The 19,237-nt window shown below is 69.0% G+C and carries 17 protein-coding genes; 6 read left to right on the forward strand and 11 right to left on the reverse strand.

What is annotated here, in order from left to right; genetic code table 11:
• Positions 1-7 precede the first annotated feature (7 nt).
• The 3 genes from BHS09_RS07545 to BHS09_RS07555 all read right to left on the reverse strand — a co-directional run bounded on the left by BHS09_RS07545 (position 8) and on the right by BHS09_RS07555 (position 3,025).
• Positions 8-256: a hypothetical protein gene (locus BHS09_RS07545; RefSeq protein WP_026113817.1), complete on the reverse strand. Its 249-nt coding sequence runs from the start codon at positions 254-256 to the stop codon at positions 8-10.
• 162 nt (positions 257-418) lie between these two features.
• Positions 419-1,726, reverse strand: a complete 1,308-nt coding sequence (locus BHS09_RS07550; protein ID WP_140788568.1) for a S8 family peptidase — start codon at positions 1,724-1,726, stop codon at positions 419-421.
• Between the two features lie 144 nt (positions 1,727-1,870).
• Positions 1,871-3,025: a hypothetical protein gene (locus BHS09_RS07555; protein ID WP_237078110.1), complete on the reverse strand. Its 1,155-nt coding sequence runs from the start codon at positions 3,023-3,025 to the stop codon at positions 1,871-1,873.
• A gap of 199 nt (positions 3,026-3,224) precedes the next feature.
• Here BHS09_RS07555 and nfi point away from each other — a divergent pair, with 199 nt between their 5' ends.
• The 3 genes from nfi to BHS09_RS07570 all read left to right on the forward strand — a co-directional run bounded on the left by nfi (position 3,225) and on the right by BHS09_RS07570 (position 7,089).
• Positions 3,225-3,932, forward strand: a complete 708-nt coding sequence (nfi, locus tag BHS09_RS07560; RefSeq protein WP_140788570.1) for a deoxyribonuclease V — start codon at positions 3,225-3,227, stop codon at positions 3,930-3,932.
• A 197-nt stretch (positions 3,933-4,129) separates the two neighbouring features.
• Positions 4,130-6,475: a GMC oxidoreductase gene (locus BHS09_RS07565; protein WP_140797526.1), complete on the forward strand. Its 2,346-nt coding sequence runs from the start codon at positions 4,130-4,132 to the stop codon at positions 6,473-6,475.
• 107 nt (positions 6,476-6,582) lie between these two features.
• Positions 6,583-7,089 (forward strand): DUF2267 domain-containing protein, encoded by a 507-nt coding sequence (locus tag BHS09_RS07570; protein ID WP_174259216.1) that lies wholly within the window; start codon positions 6,583-6,585, stop codon positions 7,087-7,089.
• A 4-nt stretch (positions 7,090-7,093) separates the two neighbouring features.
• On the opposite strand, the gene BHS09_RS07575 is transcribed toward BHS09_RS07570, so the two are convergent.
• The 4 genes from BHS09_RS07575 to BHS09_RS07590 all read right to left on the reverse strand — a co-directional run bounded on the left by BHS09_RS07575 (position 7,094) and on the right by BHS09_RS07590 (position 11,262).
• Positions 7,094-7,465, reverse strand: a complete 372-nt coding sequence (locus BHS09_RS07575; RefSeq protein WP_225888602.1) for an MPN domain-containing protein — start codon at positions 7,463-7,465, stop codon at positions 7,094-7,096.
• 10 nt (positions 7,466-7,475) lie between these two features.
• Entirely contained in the window at positions 7,476-8,465 is a 990-nt protein-coding gene (locus tag BHS09_RS07580) for a hypothetical protein (RefSeq protein ID WP_140797528.1), read from the reverse strand.
• A gap of 30 nt (positions 8,466-8,495) precedes the next feature.
• On the reverse strand, positions 8,496-10,265 hold the full coding sequence (locus BHS09_RS07585; RefSeq protein ID WP_140797529.1) for a vWA domain-containing protein: 1,770 nt from the start codon (positions 10,263-10,265) through the stop codon (positions 8,496-8,498).
• 289 nt (positions 10,266-10,554) lie between these two features.
• On the reverse strand, positions 10,555-11,262 hold the full coding sequence (locus tag BHS09_RS07590; RefSeq protein WP_140797530.1) for a metallophosphoesterase: 708 nt from the start codon (positions 11,260-11,262) through the stop codon (positions 10,555-10,557).
• A 432-nt stretch (positions 11,263-11,694) separates the two neighbouring features.
• On the opposite strand from BHS09_RS07590, the gene BHS09_RS07595 reads away from it, so the two are divergent.
• Together BHS09_RS07595 and BHS09_RS07600 are read left to right on the forward strand one after the other, a co-directional pair.
• Positions 11,695-12,363: an RNA polymerase sigma factor gene (locus tag BHS09_RS07595; RefSeq protein ID WP_140788585.1), complete on the forward strand. Its 669-nt coding sequence runs from the start codon at positions 11,695-11,697 to the stop codon at positions 12,361-12,363.
• A 48-nt stretch (positions 12,364-12,411) separates the two neighbouring features.
• A complete protein-coding gene (locus tag BHS09_RS07600) occupies positions 12,412-13,599 on the forward strand; it encodes a hypothetical protein (protein WP_140797531.1) in 1,188 nt (395 codons plus the stop codon).
• 50 nt (positions 13,600-13,649) lie between these two features.
• Here BHS09_RS07600 and BHS09_RS07605 read toward each other — a convergent pair whose 3' ends face one another.
• From BHS09_RS07605 to BHS09_RS07620, 4 genes are read right to left on the reverse strand one after another with little or no spacing between them, the layout of a single operon-like run.
• Positions 13,650-14,822, reverse strand: coding sequence for an AraC family transcriptional regulator (locus BHS09_RS07605; protein ID WP_140788589.1), 1,173 nt, complete (start codon positions 14,820-14,822; stop codon positions 13,650-13,652).
• Between the two features lie 11 nt (positions 14,823-14,833).
• Positions 14,834-15,388: an anti-sigma factor gene (locus BHS09_RS07610; protein ID WP_140797532.1), complete on the reverse strand. Its 555-nt coding sequence runs from the start codon at positions 15,386-15,388 to the stop codon at positions 14,834-14,836.
• The gene (locus BHS09_RS07615) at positions 15,381-16,148 is read right to left on the reverse strand and encodes an RNA polymerase sigma factor (RefSeq protein ID WP_140788593.1); all 768 of its coding nucleotides are present in this window, start codon (positions 16,146-16,148) and stop codon (positions 15,381-15,383) included. Before BHS09_RS07615 ends, BHS09_RS07610 begins: the two co-directional genes overlap by 8 nt.
• 3 nt (positions 16,149-16,151) lie before the next feature.
• Complete coding sequence (locus BHS09_RS07620; RefSeq protein ID WP_140788595.1) at positions 16,152-16,637, reverse strand: PaaI family thioesterase; 486 nt, start codon at positions 16,635-16,637, stop codon at positions 16,152-16,154.
• A gap of 117 nt (positions 16,638-16,754) precedes the next feature.
• Here BHS09_RS07620 and BHS09_RS07625 point away from each other — a divergent pair, with 117 nt between their 5' ends.
• Positions 16,755-19,103: an ATP-dependent helicase gene (locus tag BHS09_RS07625; protein WP_140788598.1), complete on the forward strand. Its 2,349-nt coding sequence runs from the start codon at positions 16,755-16,757 to the stop codon at positions 19,101-19,103.
• Positions 19,104-19,237: the final 134 nt, after the last annotated feature.

Consider the following 19,237-nt stretch of genomic DNA (forward strand, 5'->3'; position numbering starts at 1 on the left):
CGGTGTCTCACCGGGCCCCGAAGGGGACCTTGGGGCGCAGGTAGATGCGCTCCTCACCCCGCGCGCCCCGGAACCGGTCGACGACGAAGTGGGCGAACGCGTCGTCGCGAAGCTGGCTCAGGTGAAGGCCGGGCACTCCGCCCGAACGAACCAGCTCCGTCGCGATGCGGCGGATGTCGGTGTCCGGAACGGGGCCGTCCAGCTCCACCGGGACGTCCGCGGACATGCCGTCGTAGGTGATGTTGAGCGTGGCCATCGTCGTGTGCGCCTCCTCACGCGCCCGGCGGAGCGCGAGGGTGCGCCCGGTGGGACTCACGCCGGGACGGCGATGGGGGCAGGCGCCTGACGATATCGGCCGGCGGCGTTGCCAACAGGGCCCGGCTCCTCTCACGGGAAGCCGGGCTGCCAGGGAAGACGCCTACCGCGGCTCGCTGCTGCTGACCACTGCGGGCTTGGGAAGGAAGTCCTTGAGCTGCACGACGGGCAACCCCGGGAGCGCGGTGATGAAGCCCGAGTACGCCATCAGGTTGGGCGAGCACCAGCCCGGGTTGGACACCGTGTTCTCGGTGGCGTTGGTGAACACCGCATTGGCGACCGCCTCGGGCTTCGCCATGGGGTTTACCTCGAGGAACAGCGCGGCCAGTCCCGTCACGTGAGGGGTTGCCATGGAGGTGCCGCTCAGCTCCCGGCTCTCGCGGTCGCCGTAGTGCCAGGAGGACTTGATCTTGTTCCCCGGCGCGAAGACGTCCACGCAGTCCCCCCAGTTGGAGAACGTGGCGCGCTTGTCCTTGCTGTCGGTGGCGGCAACGGTGATGGCCTCTGGCGCACGGGCGGGGGAGTGCTTGCAGGCGTCGTTGTCCTCGTTGCCCGCGGCGACGACGTAGGTGACCCCCGCGGCGATGGAGCGGCGGACCGCGTCGTCGAGCGCCGGGTCCTCGTCGCTGCCCAGGCTCATGTTCGCGACGGCGGGCGAGACGTGATTCCGGGTCACCCAGTCGATGCCCTCAATGACGCCAGAGGTGGCGCCGGAGCCGTCACAGCCCAGCACGCGGACGGAATGGACAATCGCGTTGCGGGCCAGGCCGTAGGATGCGCCCGCCGCCGTGCCCGCGACGTGTGTCCCGTGGCCGTTGCAGTCATTGCCCCGCATGCTGTCGCCAATGGCGTCGTAGCCGATGGAGGCCCGGCCACCGAATTCCCGGTGCGAGAAGCGCACACCGGTGTCCAGGATGTAGATGTGCACGCCCTGGCCCGTCGCGGTGAAGGTGTAGACCTTGTCCAGCGGGAGCTTGCGCTGGTCCATCCGGTCGATGCCCCACGTGGGCCCCTGCTGGCTTTCGGCGATTTTGACCACGCCATTCTCTTGCACGTAGTCCACTGCGGGGTCGTTCGCCATGGCCCGCGCCTGGGCTTCCGTCATCTTGGCCGCGAAACCACGCAACGCATTCTCATACATCGCGAATGCGGTGCCACCGTACGCCGTGGTGAGGCTCGTCGTGGCTTGCTGGACCTCGACCTGTTCGAGGCTTTGTGCGGGTGACTTCAGGACGACAATGTACTCACCCGGAATCTTCTTTCGGACGGTGATGAACTTGCCGGTCTGCTTCTGGCCCATCGTGGGCCTGCTGGCCGTGCGGTCCTTGCAGGGCACCTGCCGCGATGCGCATGCCCCCATCAGCAACATCATGCCCACGGAGACGAACAGCTTCAGTGTGTGTCGATTCATGTTTTACCCAGAGGAAATTGGTTGTGATGGGTAAAACGGGTGTACATCAAAAACGGCTTATTCATGAATCAACCCGGAGGGATGAGCCAGCGGTCCGTGATTGAACATGCCATGGCGCTCCAAGGCGCGATGTCTGGCCATGACCTACCACGGACGAATGGTGGTTCCCCATACGTACAAGACTGTTTCCAGTGGACGTTTCCCGGGGCGCGACAGGATGTCGTTGATGCCCATCTCTCGTGCCGCGTTCACCAGGTGGGCATGCCACGTGCCATGCGTGTCGGAGAGTCGCGTCGCGGCGATGGCCAGCGCGCTCGCGCCCACGGAGTAGCCGCCAAAGACGAGCGGACCGCTGGCGGAGTCCTCCTTCCCCTTCACTCCGCGAGGCCACTCCCGGCAGGCCGCCAGCGGTAGGAGCGAGCCCGCGGGCCGAGCGCAGTAGTCCCGCACCAGGGTGGCGGTGAAGGTTCCCGCGGCGGGATGCTCGGCCATGGCGAGGAAGGCGCCCGTCCACGCGAGCGTGGTGGCCCGTTGCGTACGTTCCACGACGAGTCCCTTCGCGTCGACCTGAGTGGGAAAGCCCGAGGGCAGGGCGGACAGTTCCACCAGTCGCGCGATGAGCCGCTCTGCCGCGGCCTCGGAGGGCGCATGGCCTCGCAGCCGGCCATGGAGCAGCAGGGCCGCGGCGGCCGGCGCGCTGTCACACGGCCAGATGGAGGTACTGAAGCTGGGCAGTAGCAACTGGTGTTCGAGCGCCTTCACGACCTGGCTGGCCAGGGCATCGAAGAGCGCCGTGGACGCAGCGTCCTGCATGCCCGCGCGTTCGATGCCCGCGAGCATCAGCAGCACGTAGCCCCGGTAGAGGATGCTCCGTGGCAGGGCGTGGCCCAGGACGACGTCCGTCCCACCGCGCATGAAGGGGGCCCTGGCCCGTCCCAGCGCGTCCGCGAGGAGCGCATGCAGTCGTCGCTGCGTGTCTGGCAGGGGATGGCCGTCCAGCGCCGCCTGAACGAGGATGAAGGACAGGTGGCCATCGCAGAGGAGCTGTGACTCGACGAAGCGGCGCTTCGCATCACCGAGCAACGTCGTCTCGCACCCCTCGCCGAGGATGCGCTGTTCCAGTGCGTCCAGCGCGGGTGCGGAGAGCTGTCCGTGTCCCTGGGATGCGGAAGGAGGACGGGGCGGCGCATGGTCGCTACCTGCCGGGCCCTCCGTTCTTGCGCTGCCGGCCAGGCATGCACAGAGCGCCAGAAGGGGAAGGCCCGTCCGGCGGAAGCGGGCGTAGGTGGGTCGTGGCATGGGCGGAGAGCTGAGCACGCACGCGTCCGCCAAGGTCATCCGGTGGGCTCGGTGGTCGCCAGGACAGGCCCAGCGGTTTCTATTCGCGCGTGGAGGGTCGCGGGTTCCAGAGGGGCGCGGCCAGTTCACCAGTCCACGCTGAAGGGACGTCATGGGTTGCCCTTGAGGTCAGAGCCTTCAGATTGGCAGTGGAGGTTGCGTGTGCATGGCGCTTCAGCCCGAGGTGAGCCGGTGGGAGGTCACGCCTTCGGAGGCGGTGGAGCTGCAGCGCCGGCTGCGTGAGCAACTGGTGCTCCGGCCGCCCCCTGGGCTGAAGGTGGAGCGCATCGCGGGCGCGGACATCTCCACGGAGAAGGGGAAGGACACCGGCTTTGGTGGGTTCGTCGTCCTGGACGTGGAGACGTTGGCGCCGGTGGCCCAGTCTGGGGCCGCGGTGACGTTGCACTTTCCCTACGTGCCGGGCCTGCTGTCCTTTCGCGAGCTGCCCATCATCGCCGCTGCCTGGGAGCGGCTCACGGTGCGCCCCGATGTGGTCATCTTCGATGGACAAGGCACCGCCCATCCCCGGCGCATGGGGATTGCGTGTCACGGAGGGTTGCTGTTCGGCGTGCCCTCCATCGGCTGCGCCAAGTCCCTGCTGGTGGGGACGCACGGACCGCTGGGCGAGGCGAGAGGCTCCACCGCGCCCCTCATGCACCGGGGCGAGGTCGTGGGCATGGCGGTGCGCACGCGCAAGGGCGTGCAGCCCGTCTACGTGTCCCCGGGCCACCTGATGGACCTGCCCACGGCGGTGGAGCTGGTGCTCAAGGTGAGCCCGAAGTACCGCGAGCCGGAGACCACGCGGCATGCGCACCGGCTGGTCAACGCACTCCGTCGCGCGGACGGAGAGGCCGCCGAACTGGAGTAGGTGCCCGGCCCCTGATTTTGACCGCCGTCCCAACCGACTCTATGTCCGGAGGTGGCTCCATCGCTTGGGGCCTCAAGGAACGGCGGCTCGGGCGTCTGTCTCCCTGGCCGTCCTTCCCGCCAGCCCGTACTGGCGGTAGCACCTCAGGCCGCGAAAAGGGGCTGGGGTCAGGGCGGGAGATGTCATTGGGAGCGCCAATGCGGAGGTTGTCGTCACCTTGGAGTGAGCTGGCGTCGCATTACGCCGTGGTGGTGGTGGGCTCGGGGTATGGAGGGGCCATCACCGCCAGCCGGTTGGCACGCGCGGGCCAGCAGGTCTGTGTCCTGGAGCGAGGCCGGGAGCTCCTGCCCGGTGACTACCCACGCACGGACGCCGAGTTCATGTCCGAGTTCCAGGTTCACTTCGACCCCGAGGCCGCCGCCGACGTGGGCAGTCCGACGGCCTTGTTCGAGCTCCACCGGGGCGGGGACGTCTCCGTCGTCACGGGCTGCGGCCTGGGTGGGACGTCGCTCATCAATGCCAACGTGGCCATGCGGCCGGACCCTCGGGTGTTTCTGGACGCACGTTGGCCGGACGCGTTCCGCGCCGACGTGGATGGCTTGCTGGAGGACGGCTTCGCCTGGGCCGAGCACATGCTGCGGCCGTTGCCCTATCCGGAGTCCGCGCCGCCGCTGGCCACGTTGTCGGCGCTGGCGAAATCGGCGGAGAAGCTGGGCGGCACCTTCCGCCGGCCGCCCCTGGCCGTCACCTTCGAGGAGGGCGTCAACGCCGCGGGGGTGCGTCAGGGCGCTTGCACGTTGTGCGGTGACTGCATGACGGGCTGCAACTTCGGCGCGAAGAACTCCGTGCTGATGAACTACCTGCCAGACGCGCACCGCCATGGGGCGAAGCTCTTCACCGAGGTGGGCGTGCGCTACCTGGCGCGCGAAGGTGCCCGGTGGCGCGTGTACTACCGGCCGATGAACGCCGGCCGCGAGCGCTTCGATGCGCCAGACCTGTGGTTGACCGCCGACCGCGTCATCCTCGCGGCGGGGACCATGGGCACCGCGGAGCTCCTGCTTCGCTCGAAGGCGCTGGGGCTGTCCCTCTCCGGGCGTCTGGGCCAGCGTTTCAGCAACAACGGGGACGTGATGGCGTTCGGCTACAACACGGACGTCCCTGTCCATGGCGTGGGTCTGGGCGAGGCGCCCTCCGCGGGGCGCGAGCCCGTGGGCCCCACCATCAGCGGTATCATCGATGACCGGGCCACGCTGCGGCAGGAAGACGGGATGATCATCGAGAACGGCGCGATTCCCGCCGCGCTCGCGCGTCCCGTGACGGCGCTGCTCGCCGCTGCGTCGGCCATCGCCGGGCAGGACACGGACCGGGGCGTCATCGACCGGGTTGGGGAACTGGCGCGCATCGCGGACAGTGCCGTGCGCGGGCCGTACCACGGGGCCATGCGCAACACGCAGACGTTCCTCGTGATGTCCCATGATGACGGCGCGGGTGAACTGCGCCTGTCGGGCGACCGGGTCCGCGTCCACTGGCCGGGCGCGGGGCGGCAGGCCGTCTTCACGCGGGTGGATGAACGCCTGCGCCGCGCCACGGAGGCGCTGGGCGGAACCTTCGTGCGCAACCCGCTCTGGAACAAGCTCACCGGCCACGAGCTTCTGTGTACCCATCCCCTGGGCGGGTGCGCCATGGGCGAGCGCGCGGAGGAGGGCGTGGTGGACCACGAGGGCCGCGTCTTCGCGGGGCCCGAGGGCACGGAGGTCCACGAGGGCCTCTACGTCAGCGACGGCTCCGTGATTCCGAGGCCACTGGGCATCAACCCGCTGCTCACCATCTCCGCGGTGGCGGAGCGCACCGTGGCGCTGATGGCCCGGCGGCACGGTTGGAGCGTGGACTACTCGCCGGTTCCGGAGGCCCCGGGGCCGCAGCCCACGCAGCCCCTGGCCGTGCAGTTCACCGAGACCATGTACGGCTACATCTCCGCGGGGGCCGACGAGGACTTCCTGCGAGCCGGGGACCCCGCGCGCAGGGACACGTCGCCGTTTCGCTTCATCGTCACGGTGGACTCACGGGACTTGGAGGAGACGCTCGCGCATCCGCTGCACCCCATGCAGCTGTCGGGTTGCGTGGTGGCGCCCGTGTTGTCCTCCCGTCCGATGACGGTGGAGCAGGGCGTGCTGCACCTGATGACCCACGAGGGCGCTCGTCCTGGCGGACGGCGGATGCGCTACCAACTTCCGCTGGTCTCAGAGTCCGGCGAGCGCTTCTTTGTCGACGGCTACAAGGACGTCCATGACGACGACGGTCCGGACCTGTGGGTGGATACCACGCGGCTCCTGGTGTCCATCTACCGTGGCGAGAACGCCTCGGGGCCCTGCATCTCCCGGGGTTACCTGCGGCTGAACGCCAAGGATTTCGCCGTGCAGCTCTCCACCCTGCGGGTGCTCCATGCCCAGGGCACGGTGCAGCGGCTGGCCGCGCTCGCCCGCTTCGGACGTTTCTTCTTCGGGGAACTCTTCGAGACGTACGTGCGCAGCAAGGCTGCGTAGCGAGCGGGGAGGCGGCGGCACGGACTTCGTGCCGCTGCGTCGTGCTCCTTATGGATGGCGTGGGCACCGTGAGGCGCACACGCCATTTCATGAAGGAAGGACAGCCCATGCCCAATGACCGTGAGCAGGGAAAGGGCGCTCCGCAGGGCAGCGAGCGTCAGACCAGCCGCCGGGATACACCCATCGAGGTCCGCAGGCGGCTGCGGCACGAGTCACGCACCAGCCAGACGTACACGGCCTTCATCAATCATCTGTGCGAGCGAGGCGGCATGTCACCCGCCGTGGCCGAGAAGGCCGCGGTGTCCGTCCTCTGCGCTTTGGAGCAGCGAATCCTCAGTGAGGAGGCAAGCGACCTGGAGGACCAGCTTCCTCGCAAGCTGACCCTGCTGCTGCACCGCTGTGAGAAGCACGAGGAAGAGCTGCCTCCCAAGTTCCACCGCGAGCACCTTCTGCGTCGGGTCGGGGAGGACCTGAGCCTTCACCCAGACGCGGTGGAGCCGGTGGTGCGCGCGGTGATGGATGCCGTCCGCCACCAGATAACCGAAGGGGAGTCCGAGGACGTCATGGGCCAGCTTCCGCCGGACATCCGCGACCTCTGGACGCGCACCGTCTGAAGACTCAAGCGAGGCCGCTGGGGGTATGGCGGATGCCAGAGGCGCTGCGAAGCGCCTCCGCCCACCATGGCTCGGCCGCCACCAGGACGTCCCGGCCTCGCAGCCGCGCCACCATGCCCTCGGGCGCCACGACGGAGAAGCGCAGGGGCTTCCCGAGCGCGGAGGTGAGCGCGGCCATGGTGCTCTCATCCTCGGCGGAGAAGCCGAGCGGACCGTCGGGGTGGCTGTGCGCCACCTCTTCAAGGACGTCACGCAGCCGCCAGATGGCTTCCCAGCGGGCGCGTGAGTCGGGCAGTTGATTCGGGCTGTCGGACGCGTCGCACCACAGCACTTCGCCGCCGTGGCCGATGAGCAGGCAGACCTCTCGTGTGGACATGGCCGTCTCCTCAGGCATGCCGGGTCACCACCAGGACATCCGTTTCAATGGCCTCGCGAATGACGGACGGTAGGCTCTCCAGCGTGACATCTCCGTCCGCACCGGCCAGGCAGATGCCTGCGTCCAGGACCTGGAGCGAGTCCGCCGCGACGATGGAGACGAAGCGCTCCCCCATGAAGGCATACGTCACCTCCAGCCGCTGGCCCGCCAGCCGCCGCAAGTCCAGCGGACGCGCGCCCGCGTTCATCAACGCCTGCTGCGCGCGCTGCATGCCATCCTCCCTCGGATTCCCGCGGACGCCCCGCGACTCCAGACGGGCGATGCGCCGCTGGGCTTCCGCAATCAATTCCGCGGACCGGGCCCGTCGCTCGGCGTACTCTCGCTCCTGTTGCGTCCGTGCCGTCTGGGCTTCACGTTCATGGTGCAGACGACGCAGGCAATCCTCCGCCGGAACGCGGCCGCCCTCCGCCACCGCGAGTATCCGGCCTCGGACCTCGGCGGGTGCGAAGCGGATGCCCAGGTCGCGCGAGACACGCTCCAGCAGGGCGTAGCCAAACGCGGCCCGCAGGGGGGCGCTCACGCCCCGAATGTGGGCGAGGGGTTGGTTCTGCTCCAGCGCGAGGCGTGCCGCGCCCTCGGCTTCGCTTTCGAAATCCTCGCCTTCGAAGAGCAGGGCGCCGTCAAACCATCGGCGCGCACTCACCGGCGCCAGGCGCGGCGGCTCCTCCTCCGGCATCAACTCCAGGGGCTCCGCCACGGCGCCTTCTCGCACCAGCCGGCGTCCCCAGGCATGTCCCCGCACGCGCGGCAGCGCCTCCATGCACTCAGGCTCGGAGGGTTCACGCGGCGTGGCGTCTCGTCCCTTCACATCGAAGCGCCACCACCCCGGGGTGACCGGGGTGGTGACACGGAGGCGTCGCGAGGCGGAATCGACGGTGCCACCGCCCAGATACGGCAGCACCACCGACTCCACCTTCCCGAGGAACTTCCGGTAGTCCACGACGCCTCCTCTTTCCTCACTGCGTTGGCTTCACGCCACCTTCAGCAGCGGCGTGCGCATCACCCGCTCCACCCAGCCGGACTGGGCGGTTCCGGGCAGCGTGGGCGCATCCATCAGCGCCTTGAGCACCCGGGGGACCTGGTACGGGTCCTCGAACTGGTCCACGTTCACTTCGCTGAAGGGCACTCGCAGCTGCGCGGCGCAGGTTCGAACCGTCGAGCCCCGCGCATGTGCCACCGACACCAGCAGGGCCATCGCCGACACCGGGATGCGGAGGTCACGGAATGCCCGGGCGAACTGGTCGCCTGCCTCTCCGGCCTCGTCTCCCACCACGATGACCACCAGCTTCGCGTCCTCCGGCACGCGAACGCCGTCACGATGCAACGCGTGCAGCGCGGACGCGTGCACCGTTCCTCCCGACGCCCGCAGCCCCGCCAGCATGTGCTGGACGGCGATGCGGTTGGCGGCCTTTGGACGCAGCACCGTGCCCAGGGTGTCGAACGCGGCGATGTGCAGCTTGTCCATCGGGAAGCCCGCGAGGATGCGCGACAGCGCCTCCTTCGAACTCTCGATGGCCCCCTCCATGGAGCCCGACTTGTCGATGAGGAACATCACCCGCACGTCGGTCTCCGCCGTCGCCTCCGCCACTGCCTGCCGTGCCGCGTTGTCGCTGGCCTCCTCCAGCTTGCGTCGCAGCACCTCGCTGCGGACGTTCTTCGCGATGTTCAGCGCCCGCTGGTCCGTGGCCGTGTGCACTGCCTTCTCCCAACGCGCGCGGATGGCCGGGTCCGTCAGCAGGCCCAGCTCCTCGAGCGTGGGCGTCATCAGCCGCAGGTCACGGTCCGACAGCGAGGGCAACAGCGCCGCCATGATGGCCGGCGTGAGACCCACGTCCTTCGGCAGCCGGCCCACGACCTCCTTGTAGGAGAGGCGCTCCAGGTCGATCCACTCGCAGATTTCCGCCTCCGACAGGCCGTCGAAGCGCTCGCGCTTGACCAGCGTCAGCCCATTCAGGCCCACCTCGCGGTGGCCCTGCGCGGACTGCTTCTGCTTCCAGCCAAGCACCTCGAAGAAGCCCTGCGCGCGCGGCTTGTAGCCGGCCTTGCGCGCCAGCTTCTTCAGCGTCTCCTTGTAGCCCGCCTTCACCAGACCCTGGAGCATGGGCATGTTGGCCTCACGCGCCGCCAGCCACTTCGACGCCACGCGCTTCCAGCGGCCCAGCGGCGCCTTTCGGGACGCTGGGTCACCAAAGCCCGCCTCGCGGTTGAGTTGAGCGATCTCCGGATGCTCCAGCAGCTCCGCCACGCGCAGCACCGCCTTGGGCGTGAGCATGCGCATCGACTTGCGCTCGTAGTGGAGCACCATCGCCTCGCCGATGGCTCGCCAGTCGTCGTCGTGGAAGGCCACGCCGCCGTGCTCATCGCGCACGGGCTGGCCCGCGTGCTCCTGCACCAGCATGAGCGCGCACGTCGCGACCTTGAGGTCGCGCCAGTCCGTCTGGGTCAGCGCGTACGACGCGAAGTGAGCCATCAACTCGGCGTTGAGCCGGTAGATGTCCAGGAGCTGCCGGTAGAGCTTCACTGCGGCGGGAACGAAGAGGCCCGGCTTCACCGGGCGCCCCTTTTCACGCTGGAACGGCGTGGCGTGCGCCGCCGCGTGCCAGGTGCCATTCACATCCAGGCCAGGCCGGTTGTGCCACAGGTGGGCGGAGCCTCCGAGCACCAGGTCCAGCAGGCGCTCGGCGGGACCGCGCTGCGACTCGGGCAGCAGCGCGTTCGGGTTCTGCGTCTGGGTCGTCATGGTGTCTCCCTTGGGACGTGCCGCGGGTCAGGCGCGGGGCGGACCACTCGCGACGAGGCGAGCGGAGTGCACCGCGCGTGGACGCACGGGTGCCTTGCGCTTCAGCGAAGGCGGCCCATGCGAAGTCAGAATGTGGAGGAAAGGGTGCGCCCGAGTGACGAGGCCATTCTTGGATTAACGGTCCCAGTGCTCTACCGCTGAGCTACGGAGCCACGAATGGCTCCGGCGGGATTCGAACCCGCGACAGCTGTATGGCGTGTTGGGCCCCGTCGGCCGGGCGCGAAATTGATTACGAGAAGACGGACACGTCGCCGTGGACCGGAATCCGGGCCACGTCCTTGCCGCCCCGGTATGTACTCCGGGCCGGCACCGAGACGAGCTCCCAGGTAGGGAGTACCACCGCTGTCAGCGACCGTCCGTAGACGCACCCGGTGTCGATACCCACCGCGTGCTCGGTGACGAGCGGCGCGTCGAAGACGGTGTGGCCGAAGATGACCCGCTCCGGCCCCTTCCAGTGGTGCGTCCAGAAGGTCCAGCCTTCAGGCGCCTTGGATGGCCAGTAGCTCTTGGCCGCTGGGGGCCGGATGCACTGGGCATGGAGCAGGTGGTACGGGTCCTGTTTCTCGACAGGGATGTCCGGCAGCATGCCGGCGTGCACCACGATGGCGTTGTGCTCCGGCAGCCGCAGGTAGCGAGGCAGTTGTGCCATCCAGTCATAGTGCCCGGGTTCGAGCACCCGGCGCGTCTCGAGGTGGTCGGGATGCAACCGCTCGTCCGCCCGGTGGCGCTGCTGGAGGTGCTTCTCCTCGTGGTTGCCGAGGATGGCCTCGTGCCACATGGCCAGCTCCACGCACTCGCGGCGCTTCGGGCCGCGGTCCACCAGGTCACCCGCGAAGATGATCCGGTCGCTGGAGGTCGCGCCCACCTTGTCGAGCAGCTCCACGGCTTCGTCGTAACAGCCGTGAAGGTCTCCGATGACGATGGTGCGGCGGGACATGACGCGAATCCTCAAGAAGGGAAAGTTGAGCGCCCGAGTGAAGAAGCCAGTTGGCTGATTCCAGGATCAGTGACGGACCACCCGTCGGCACATGCCCATGGGGCATATGTGTGGAGTCGAACCACGGCTTGTAGGGCCGCTTCGGCCGGGCGCTCGAAAGCGATGGGGGCGAAGACGCAGGCCCCCGCTGTTCCTGACAGGTGATTTTCCGGGGCCCGGTTCCTGACGCCTGCTCTATAAATCCCGTCAGGAACGCCACGCGGCTTTCGTCCGACTTCGCGGGTGCCAATTGTCCGGTGATTCCGCCTGGTTGGCGCTCCCTGCTTGTCTCGGAGGCTGCCTGCGGATGCCAACGTGGTACCTTGCCGCGCCACATCCCCGTAACCCAACATCCCGGGGCGACTTCCCCGGCGCAGCCCCCAGGTCCTTCCGGTGTACGAGCAGCTCACGGATGACGAATTGTTCGCGGAGGTGGTCCGCCGCCGCGCCACTGGCGAGCCCGTTGGAGGCCCGCTCGGGGCGTTGGTGCAGCGGTGGGCCCGACCCTCGCGGTACGTCATCAGCAAGATTCAGGCGAGCTACGGCCGTGGTTCCCCAGCGGACGCGGACGAGCTCTTCCAGGACGCGGTCGGGAAGTTCATCGACCGGGGTCTGGACCAGTTCCGCGGCGTGTCGGAGCAGATGCCCGGCCGGAGCGCGTCTCCCAAGACGTTCTTCCTGCGCATCGTCAAGCACGTGGCCATCGACTTCTACCGGAAGCACCGCGAGGAGCTCGCGGCGCCTCCTTCGGACCCCGATGACGCCATGGAAGAGCCACCCTCCGAGGTGGCTCGCGCCGTCGAGTTCGGGAAGCGGCGTGAAGAGCGCGCCGAAGCCCAGGAGCTGTATTGGGCGGCATTTGCCCGCCTCCAGCAGGAGCACCCGAAGGAAGCTTCGGCTTGGGACCTGTACCACCACGAAGACGTCGAGGATCACGAAGAATGTGCCCGGCGCCTGAACATCACCGTGGTGAACAGCTACAAGCGCGTCAGCCGGGCCCAGGCCTACCTCAAGCTCTACCTGCTGGACCTTCATCGCGAGTCGCATGGGGAGGAAGCGTGAGCCGCCTCCTTCCCCGCCACACCCGGGGTACCCAGGAGGAATGAACCCATGATTGTTGGAGATACGCTGTCCCGCTATTCCGCCCGCCGCTCGCAGCTTCTGTCGGGCACGGCTTCTCCCGGTGAAGTTCTCGAGGCGGCGGGTGACCTGCTGCGCCGCCGCTCCCGGTTGGAGACCGAAGGTGTGGACGCCGCCCTGCGGGGCCTGGGTCGACCTCAGGTGGAAGCCTGGTTGAAGTCGCAGAAGCCGCAGTCGCTGCAACCGGTGCTGCTGAGGGCCGCGGAAGAAGCTGTCGAGGTGGCGCTCGACGGCGGCGAAGAGGCGGACATGTGGCGGGCCTCCGCGCTGGAGGGACTTTCCGCTCGCGACCGGGCCTCCTCCGCCGCACACGCCCTGGCCGTCTGGGAGGGCTTTCACGGGGCCCTCGACGGCGAGTCCGCGCAGCTTCGAGACCGCTTTCTCGCCGCGCTCCAGAGTCTGGACTCAGCACTCCGTCCCCGAGCGCGTTGGTTCATCCCACTCAATCCGCAGCGCCGGCAGGAGCGCGACCTCCTCGAGCCCGCCGAGCAGGACGCCGCCTGGTGGTTCTCCGCGCGCGCCGGCTGCGATGACCTGGTCGCCACCTGGACGGCCACTCCCCAGACGCTGACGGCCCACCTTCAGGAATGCGACGCATGCCGCGCGGACATGGCGGATGCCGCGCCCGTGGACATGCCTCCCCGCCGGCACCTCACCGCGGACGACCTCTGGCGCCTCGACATGGGGCTGCTGTCCGAGGACGAGCGGACCCGGCTGGATGCGCACACGGCGCGCTGCGGCGAGTGTGCCCAGGCCGTGCTGGCGCTGGACGAGGGCGAGGCGGCCATCGAAGAGGCGCTGGACATGGAGGAGGACGGGACGGTAGCCCGCTCCGCGCGCACCTCGCGCGCGCCTGTCTCCCACCGCGCTCACGCCGCCCGCCTGCCGGAGCAGCGCGAGGTGCTGGATGAGCGCCGCGACTTTCGCGTGGTGCTGGTGCGTGAGCGTCAGCGCGTGCGCCTGCTGGTGCAGCCCCTGACTGGACGGACCGTGACGGCGGCGGTGTTCCTGAGCCCCGGCCGTCCCTCGCTCAAGCCGGCCCATGGGCCGGAGGGCATCGCCTTTGATTTGACGTCCGCGTCGTCCACCGGCGCGCGCTCTGCCCACCTGTCCGTGCAGGCGGGGAGCGAAACCCTGGAGCGCGACTTCGCCTTCTGACGGGAGGTCCCCGTTTCACGCCGGGGCCCGTGGTCACGGGCCCTCCGCGCTCACGGTGACATGGGGATTGCGGTCCGCTGCGTGTCGAGCGCCTGACGGCTGCGCACGGGGGGCTGCGGAATGGGAATGCTCCCCGCCGGCAACGTGGGGCTGAAGCCATTCACCAGGAGGGCGATGATGAGCTGCGCGTTGGGTGGGCGGGTGCCGAGCGCCGCGCCGCAGATGTCCAATTGGTCCAGCACCCGGGGGCCCTCGGTGCGCTGGTAGCGGTTGCACGTGGCGCCCACCTGCGGGTCCAGGTGTCGCGCCATCTCGCGCATGTTGCGGCCCCAGCGCATGGTGAGCTTCTCTGGCGTGAGCTGGATGTTGACGGGCTCCTCACCCCACGTCCCCTCGATGAGGGTGCGCCGTCCACCGGCCTTCAGCTTCAGCTCGAGCGCGCGCTGTCCCAGCGTGCCCGTCACCGCGATGCCGTGCTCGTAGACCTCCTCGCCGAGGATGCTCACCCAGACGCCGTCCTTGCGCCGGGTGTACGGCTTGTCCGCGGCGATGCGGCCGTGGTTGAACCAGACGTCGCCCACGCGGCCCAGTGGCAGTTGGTCGTTCTTCGCCACCGGCGCGGGTTCGTCCTCCAGTCCTGAAGGCCCGGCCGCGGCCACCACCGGCCGTGAGGCCAGCAGGTCCGTCACCGGCACGGACGTGTCGACGATCTCGAAGCGCACGCCGTCCAGCCAGGCCTGTCCCGTGCCGCTCATGATGAGGCCGGCCATGATGGTGGTGGCTTCCTTCGGGACGTCCAGCACCACGTCGTAGCGCTTGCAGCCCGCGGTGCCCACCAGGGCGCGCGACTGCATGTTGTCGAAGGCCAGGGGCTGCTTCGGGTCGGGCCCTTCCACGCGCATCCACAGGCCAGCCCAGCCCTCCACGTCCTTGATGCGGAGCGCGCCGGAGAAGCGCAGCCGCTTGCCCCGAAAGTCGTGCGCGCCGAAGGCCTGCATGAAGGTGCCGTAGCCATTCTCATCCGGCGACAGCGAGCGGAGGTAGGCGCTGCGGTTGCCTTCGCACGTGGCGCTGCTGTCCACGCCGGCCTCGTAGCGCTTGGGGGCGCTCTCCGTCACATACCAGCCGACTGGCAACTTCTGGGCGCCTTCCGACGGCTGCGCACCGGCCCCGGTGGAGGCCAGCGCGAGCAGAAGGGCGGCGAGTTTCTTCCGGAAGTCCATGACGGGAATCCTCACAGCGACACGGGGCGGCGCGCGCTCAGCGCACCCTCGGGGAGGCCAGTGCGGGCCTCATAGCGCGGGACTTCACCCGTGCCCCAGGGATATTGGACGAGCAGCCCACGCTCCTCGGCCGCCTGGGTGCAGGAAGCCTGTGTGGCCAGGTCCGGGCACGCCACGACGATGGACTGAGGCTCGGCGACCTCCGTCTCCAATTCCACCGAGGGCGGCTCGACATGAAGGGCCAGCGTCCTGGGCGCGTCGGAAGTTTGCCGTCCACCGGGCAACACGACGAAGGCCCAGGCCGCCGCCGCGGCCAGTGCGGCACCGGCCAGGCCGGCCGTGAGACGTCGAGTCTCCCAGCGGGCCGGGCGGAGGACGTGGACGGCGGGCGCATAGGTGTTGGCGACTTCGTGGAGTTGCTCCGACAGCAGGGCTTCTTCCTGGAGCAGGCGGGCGCACGGATCACATTCCAGCGTGTGCGCCTCAAGGCTCGCGGCCTTCTCTGGTGCCAGCGCCCCCAGGATGTACTGCTCCGCGGAGTCGCGGGTGAGGTGGGGCTTAAGCATGGGTTTCCTCCTCGAGCGCGGTGCGCAGCTTCTTGCGGACCTCGCACAGGATTTGCCGCACGCGCTGGACCGACAGGCCAACGCGTGAGGCGACTTCGGCATGAGGGAGTTCCTGGCCGTCACAGGCCAGGAGGAAGACGTTTCGTGCGCTGGGAGACACCTGCGCCAGCGCGGCATGGGCACGGGAGAGTTGCTCCTCGGACAGCAGGCGCCGCTCGGCGGACACCGACGGGTCCACCGGGTGGTGACGCTCCGGCAGTTCATCCACCGCCCCGGCAATGGACTCGCGACGGGCCCGTCGTGCGTCGTCCGCGGCCAGGAAGGCCGCCTGGGTGAGGGCGAGGTTGGGCAGGCGAAGCTCCGTCAGCAGCCCGCGCTGCTGTTGCTGGATGAGCCGCGCCCAGGTCTCCTGGGCCAGCTCTTGCGCCCGGTCCACCCGGACGCCACGTGCGAGCAGCGATACCACGACCCGCCGGTGATGGCGTGCGACCAGCGCGTCCCAGGCCGCCCTCTCACCCGCCAGGGCGCGCCGCGCGAGGAGGGCTTCGTCCTCCCCGGGTGCCGTCGCCTCGGCCGGCTCGTCGGCTTCCTTTGACAATCGCAGCGTCGTCATCCGCAGGCCCTGCACGGCTGCACTCATGCCGTCTTCCCGTCGCTCAGAGGCGTCCGGGGAGCACGCCTGCTCCCCAGTGTCCCCAGAACGTGTGTCCGGCGCGGACATATCGATGGGGGCAGGGAAGATGTGGGGCGGGGTGGGCAAGGGTCAGTTGACGGCGGGACTGTCTCCCGACGCCCAGCGGAGGTTGGAGAGCTTCACCACGCCCTGGCAGCGGCCGCACACACGGCCTTCACCGTCGTACACCCGGGCGGTGGCGAAGAGGAGGGACACCGTCTGGCTGTCGATTTCAGACTCCACGCGCAGACTGTCGCCGGTGACAGCGCGCTCGAAGCTCATGGACAACTGCACGGTGGCGCAGCGCCGGCCTGGGTCCACCAGGGCGCCGGTGCAGCCCACGGCGTAGTCGAAGAGGGCGGCGAGGATGCCTCCGTTGACGGCGCTGGCACTGCCGGCGCCGCCCCGGTGTTCGGGCCGAAGTTCGGGGATGGTGACGACCACCTTCCGGCCTTCCGGGAAGCTGAGTTGCGCGCCGAAGAGGCGCAGGGTGAGGCTCTGGGAGAACTGCTCGGCGTAACGGTCCAGGTCAGCCTGGGAAGGCCTCGTAGGGGCGCCGGACGTGGAGTCGGACATGGAGGCGCACCATTATATAAGCGCACCACATGCCTTGGGGGCCGGGCGGCCGGGCGGGACTGCGGAAGGGCGCCCATTGGTGGGGGAAAGACGTTAGAAGCATGGGTTCCCTCCCGAATGTCTCCCGCGAACCCACACGAATCCGCCCTCCTCGAAGACCTCAATGCGCCACAGCGCGAGGCCGTGTTGCATGGTGACGGCCCCCTGCTCGTCCTGTCAGGGGCGGGCAGCGGCAAGACGCGCGTCATCACCCGGCGCGTGGCGTATCTGGTGAAGGTCCACAACGTCTACCCGTGGCGCATCCTGGCCGTCACCTTCACCAACAAGGCGGCGCGGGAGATGCGCGAGCGCCTGGTGCACTTGCTGGGGGCCCAGGCGAACGAGCTGGTGGTGAGCACCTTCCACTCGGCGGCGGCGCAGATTCTCCGCCGCGAGGCGGAGCACGTGGGGCTCACCCGCTCCTTCGTCATCTACGACGACTCGGACCAGCTCAACGTGGTGAAGCGCGCCATGCGCGAGGCGGGCATCGAGTCCATGCAGCCGCGCGAAATCCTCCACCGCATCGACCAGGAGAAGAACGCGGCCCGGCTGCCGGAGCACATGCAGGTCGCGCCCGGCGACGAGCGGGGCCAACTGGTGCGCAAGGTGTACGCGGCCTACCAGGAGCGGCTGCGCGCGGCCAACGCGGTGGACTTCGGAGACCTGCTGCTCCTGCTGGTGACGCTGTTCCGCACCCGGCCGGACGTGCTGGAGAACTACCGGCGCCGCTTCCATCACGTGATGGTGGATGAGTTCCAGGACACCAACCCGGTGCAGTACGCGCTGCTGAAGCAGCTGGCGCCGCCCCCTTCCGCCAACCTGGTGGTGGTGGGAGACGACGACCAGTCCATCTACCGGTGGCGTGGCGCGGACGTGGACAACATCCTCGGCTTCCCGCGGCAGTACCCCGGCGCGAAGGTGGTGAAGCTGGAGCAGAACTACCGCTCCGACCAGAACATCCTGGACGCGGCGCACGAGGTCATCCGAAAGAACACGCGGCGCATGGAGAAGAAGCTCTGGTCCGAGCGCCAGCGGGGCCAGACGCTCAACCTGATGCTCAACCGCGATGAGCGGGCCGAGGGGCAGGAGGTGGCGCGGCAGATTCTGGCGCTGCAGCGGGAGGGCTTCATCAAGCTCTCCAGCATGGCGGTGTTCTACCGGGCCAATGCGCAGAGCCGCGTGCTGGAAGAGGCGCTGCGCCTGGCGCGCGTCCCGTACACCCTGGTGAGCGGACGCAGCTTCTACGACCGGGCGGAAGTGCGGGATGCCTCCGCGTATCTGCGGCTGATGGTGAACCCGCGCTCGGACGCGGACCTGCTGCGCATCATCAACATCCCGGCGCGTGGCATCGGCGATACCACGGTGGAGCGGGTGACGGACTTCGCCAATTCGCGCGGCGTGAGCCTCTACGAGGCCTTGTCCCAGCCGGAGCAGATTCCCGCGCTCAATGGTGCCGCGGTGAAGCGGCTCAAGGGCTTCCGCAACCTGCTGGAGTCCCTGACGGCCTTCGCCCAGACGAACGAGGAAGCAGCGGGCGCGGTGGACCAGATGCTGCGCGAGACGAAGCTGGTGGAGACGCTTCAGGCCGAGGGCAGCGACGAGTCTCAGACGCGCGCGGAGAACCTCCGCGAGTTCCTGGGCGCGGCGCAGGAGTTCGACCTGAACCGGGCCGCCGCGGCGGTGGCGGCCGCGGCGAATCCCCCCAGCGACGTTCCTCCCGAAGTGGACGCGGCCCCGCTGACGGCGGACGTGCCGGCGCTGCAGGCTTTCCTGGAGCAGATTTCGCTGGTGGGCGAGGCGGACGCGGAGGTGGGCGAGGGCCGGGTGGCGCTGATGACGCTGCACGCGGCCAAGGGCCTGGAGTTCGACGCCGTCTTCCTCACCGGCATGGAGGAGAACGTCTTCCCGCACTCGCGCGCGGTGAAGTCGGAGTCCACGTTCCTGAACGAGGTCGCCTCGACGGATGGGGAGCCCTCGGAGGAGATGGCCGAGGAGCGGCGCCTCTGCTACGTGGGCTTCACGCGTGCGCGAAAGCGGCTCTTCGTGAGCCTGGCGCAGTGCCGCTCGCTGTTCGGTGAGCTGCGCTACAACGCGCCCAGCCGCTTCCTGCGGGACGTGCCGCCGGCGCTGTTCGGCATCAGCGAGCAGGAAGTCCCCGAAGCGCCTCGACCCATGGTGCCCTCGACGCCGCGCAAGCGGACCTGGGATGAGGACGACGGGCCGCGCATCGACCGCTCGTACTCGCAGGCGTCGGACATGGACGGCGTGGGCGGGGACGTGCGCGGCATGCGCGTGCGCCACGAGCAGTTCGGCGTGGGCCGCGTGGTGTCCGCGGACGGCAACGGCCCCAACGCGAAGGTGACGGTGGAGTTCGGCGGAGGCGTGGGCCTCAAGCGCATCATCGCCCGTTTCCTGATACCGGGCTGAGAAGGGGTCACCCGAGTGGACAAGCCGGTTTGGAGACTTGTCAGCTTGAAGGCTGGTGCCGTCGACCACTTGGCTACCCCTCCTCGCGGAGGGGGCTGGATTCGAACCAGCGAAGTCCTAAGCGTGTAGGGCCT

The organism is Myxococcus xanthus (assembly GCF_006402735.1).
Lineage (GTDB): Bacteria > Myxococcota > Myxococcia > Myxococcales > Myxococcaceae > Myxococcus > Myxococcus xanthus_A.

What these genes read in the sequence shown, in the direction of transcription:
- BHS09_RS07545 (WP_026113817.1), bottom strand. Translation starts at nt 256, where the DNA reads ATGGCCACGCTCAACATCACCTACGACGGCATGTCCGCGGACGTCCCG.
- BHS09_RS07550 (WP_140788568.1), bottom strand. Translation starts at nt 1,726, where the DNA reads ATGAATCGACACACACTGAAGCTGTTCGTCTCCGTGGGCATGATGTTG.
- BHS09_RS07555 (WP_237078110.1), bottom strand. Translation starts at nt 3,025, where the DNA reads ATGCCACGACCCACCTACGCCCGCTTCCGCCGGACGGGCCTTCCCCTT.
- BHS09_RS07565 (WP_140797526.1), top strand. Translation starts at nt 4,130, where the DNA reads ATGCGGAGGTTGTCGTCACCTTGGAGTGAGCTGGCGTCGCATTACGCC.
- BHS09_RS07570 (WP_174259216.1), top strand. Translation starts at nt 6,583, where the DNA reads ATGCCCAATGACCGTGAGCAGGGAAAGGGCGCTCCGCAGGGCAGCGAG.
- BHS09_RS07575 (WP_225888602.1), bottom strand. Translation starts at nt 7,465, where the DNA reads ATGTCCACACGAGAGGTCTGCCTGCTCATCGGCCACGGCGGCGAAGTG.
- BHS09_RS07585 (WP_140797529.1), bottom strand. Translation starts at nt 10,265, where the DNA reads ATGACGACCCAGACGCAGAACCCGAACGCGCTGCTGCCCGAGTCGCAG.
- BHS09_RS07590 (WP_140797530.1), bottom strand. Translation starts at nt 11,262, where the DNA reads ATGTCCCGCCGCACCATCGTCATCGGAGACCTTCACGGCTGTTACGAC.
- BHS09_RS07600 (WP_140797531.1), top strand. Translation starts at nt 12,412, where the DNA reads ATGATTGTTGGAGATACGCTGTCCCGCTATTCCGCCCGCCGCTCGCAG.
- BHS09_RS07605 (WP_140788589.1), bottom strand. Translation starts at nt 14,822, where the DNA reads ATGGACTTCCGGAAGAAACTCGCCGCCCTTCTGCTCGCGCTGGCCTCC.
- BHS09_RS07610 (WP_140797532.1), bottom strand. Translation starts at nt 15,388, where the DNA reads ATGCTTAAGCCCCACCTCACCCGCGACTCCGCGGAGCAGTACATCCTG.
- BHS09_RS07620 (WP_140788595.1), bottom strand. Translation starts at nt 16,637, where the DNA reads ATGTCCGACTCCACGTCCGGCGCCCCTACGAGGCCTTCCCAGGCTGAC.
- BHS09_RS07625 (WP_140788598.1), top strand. Translation starts at nt 16,755, where the DNA reads ATGTCTCCCGCGAACCCACACGAATCCGCCCTCCTCGAAGACCTCAAT.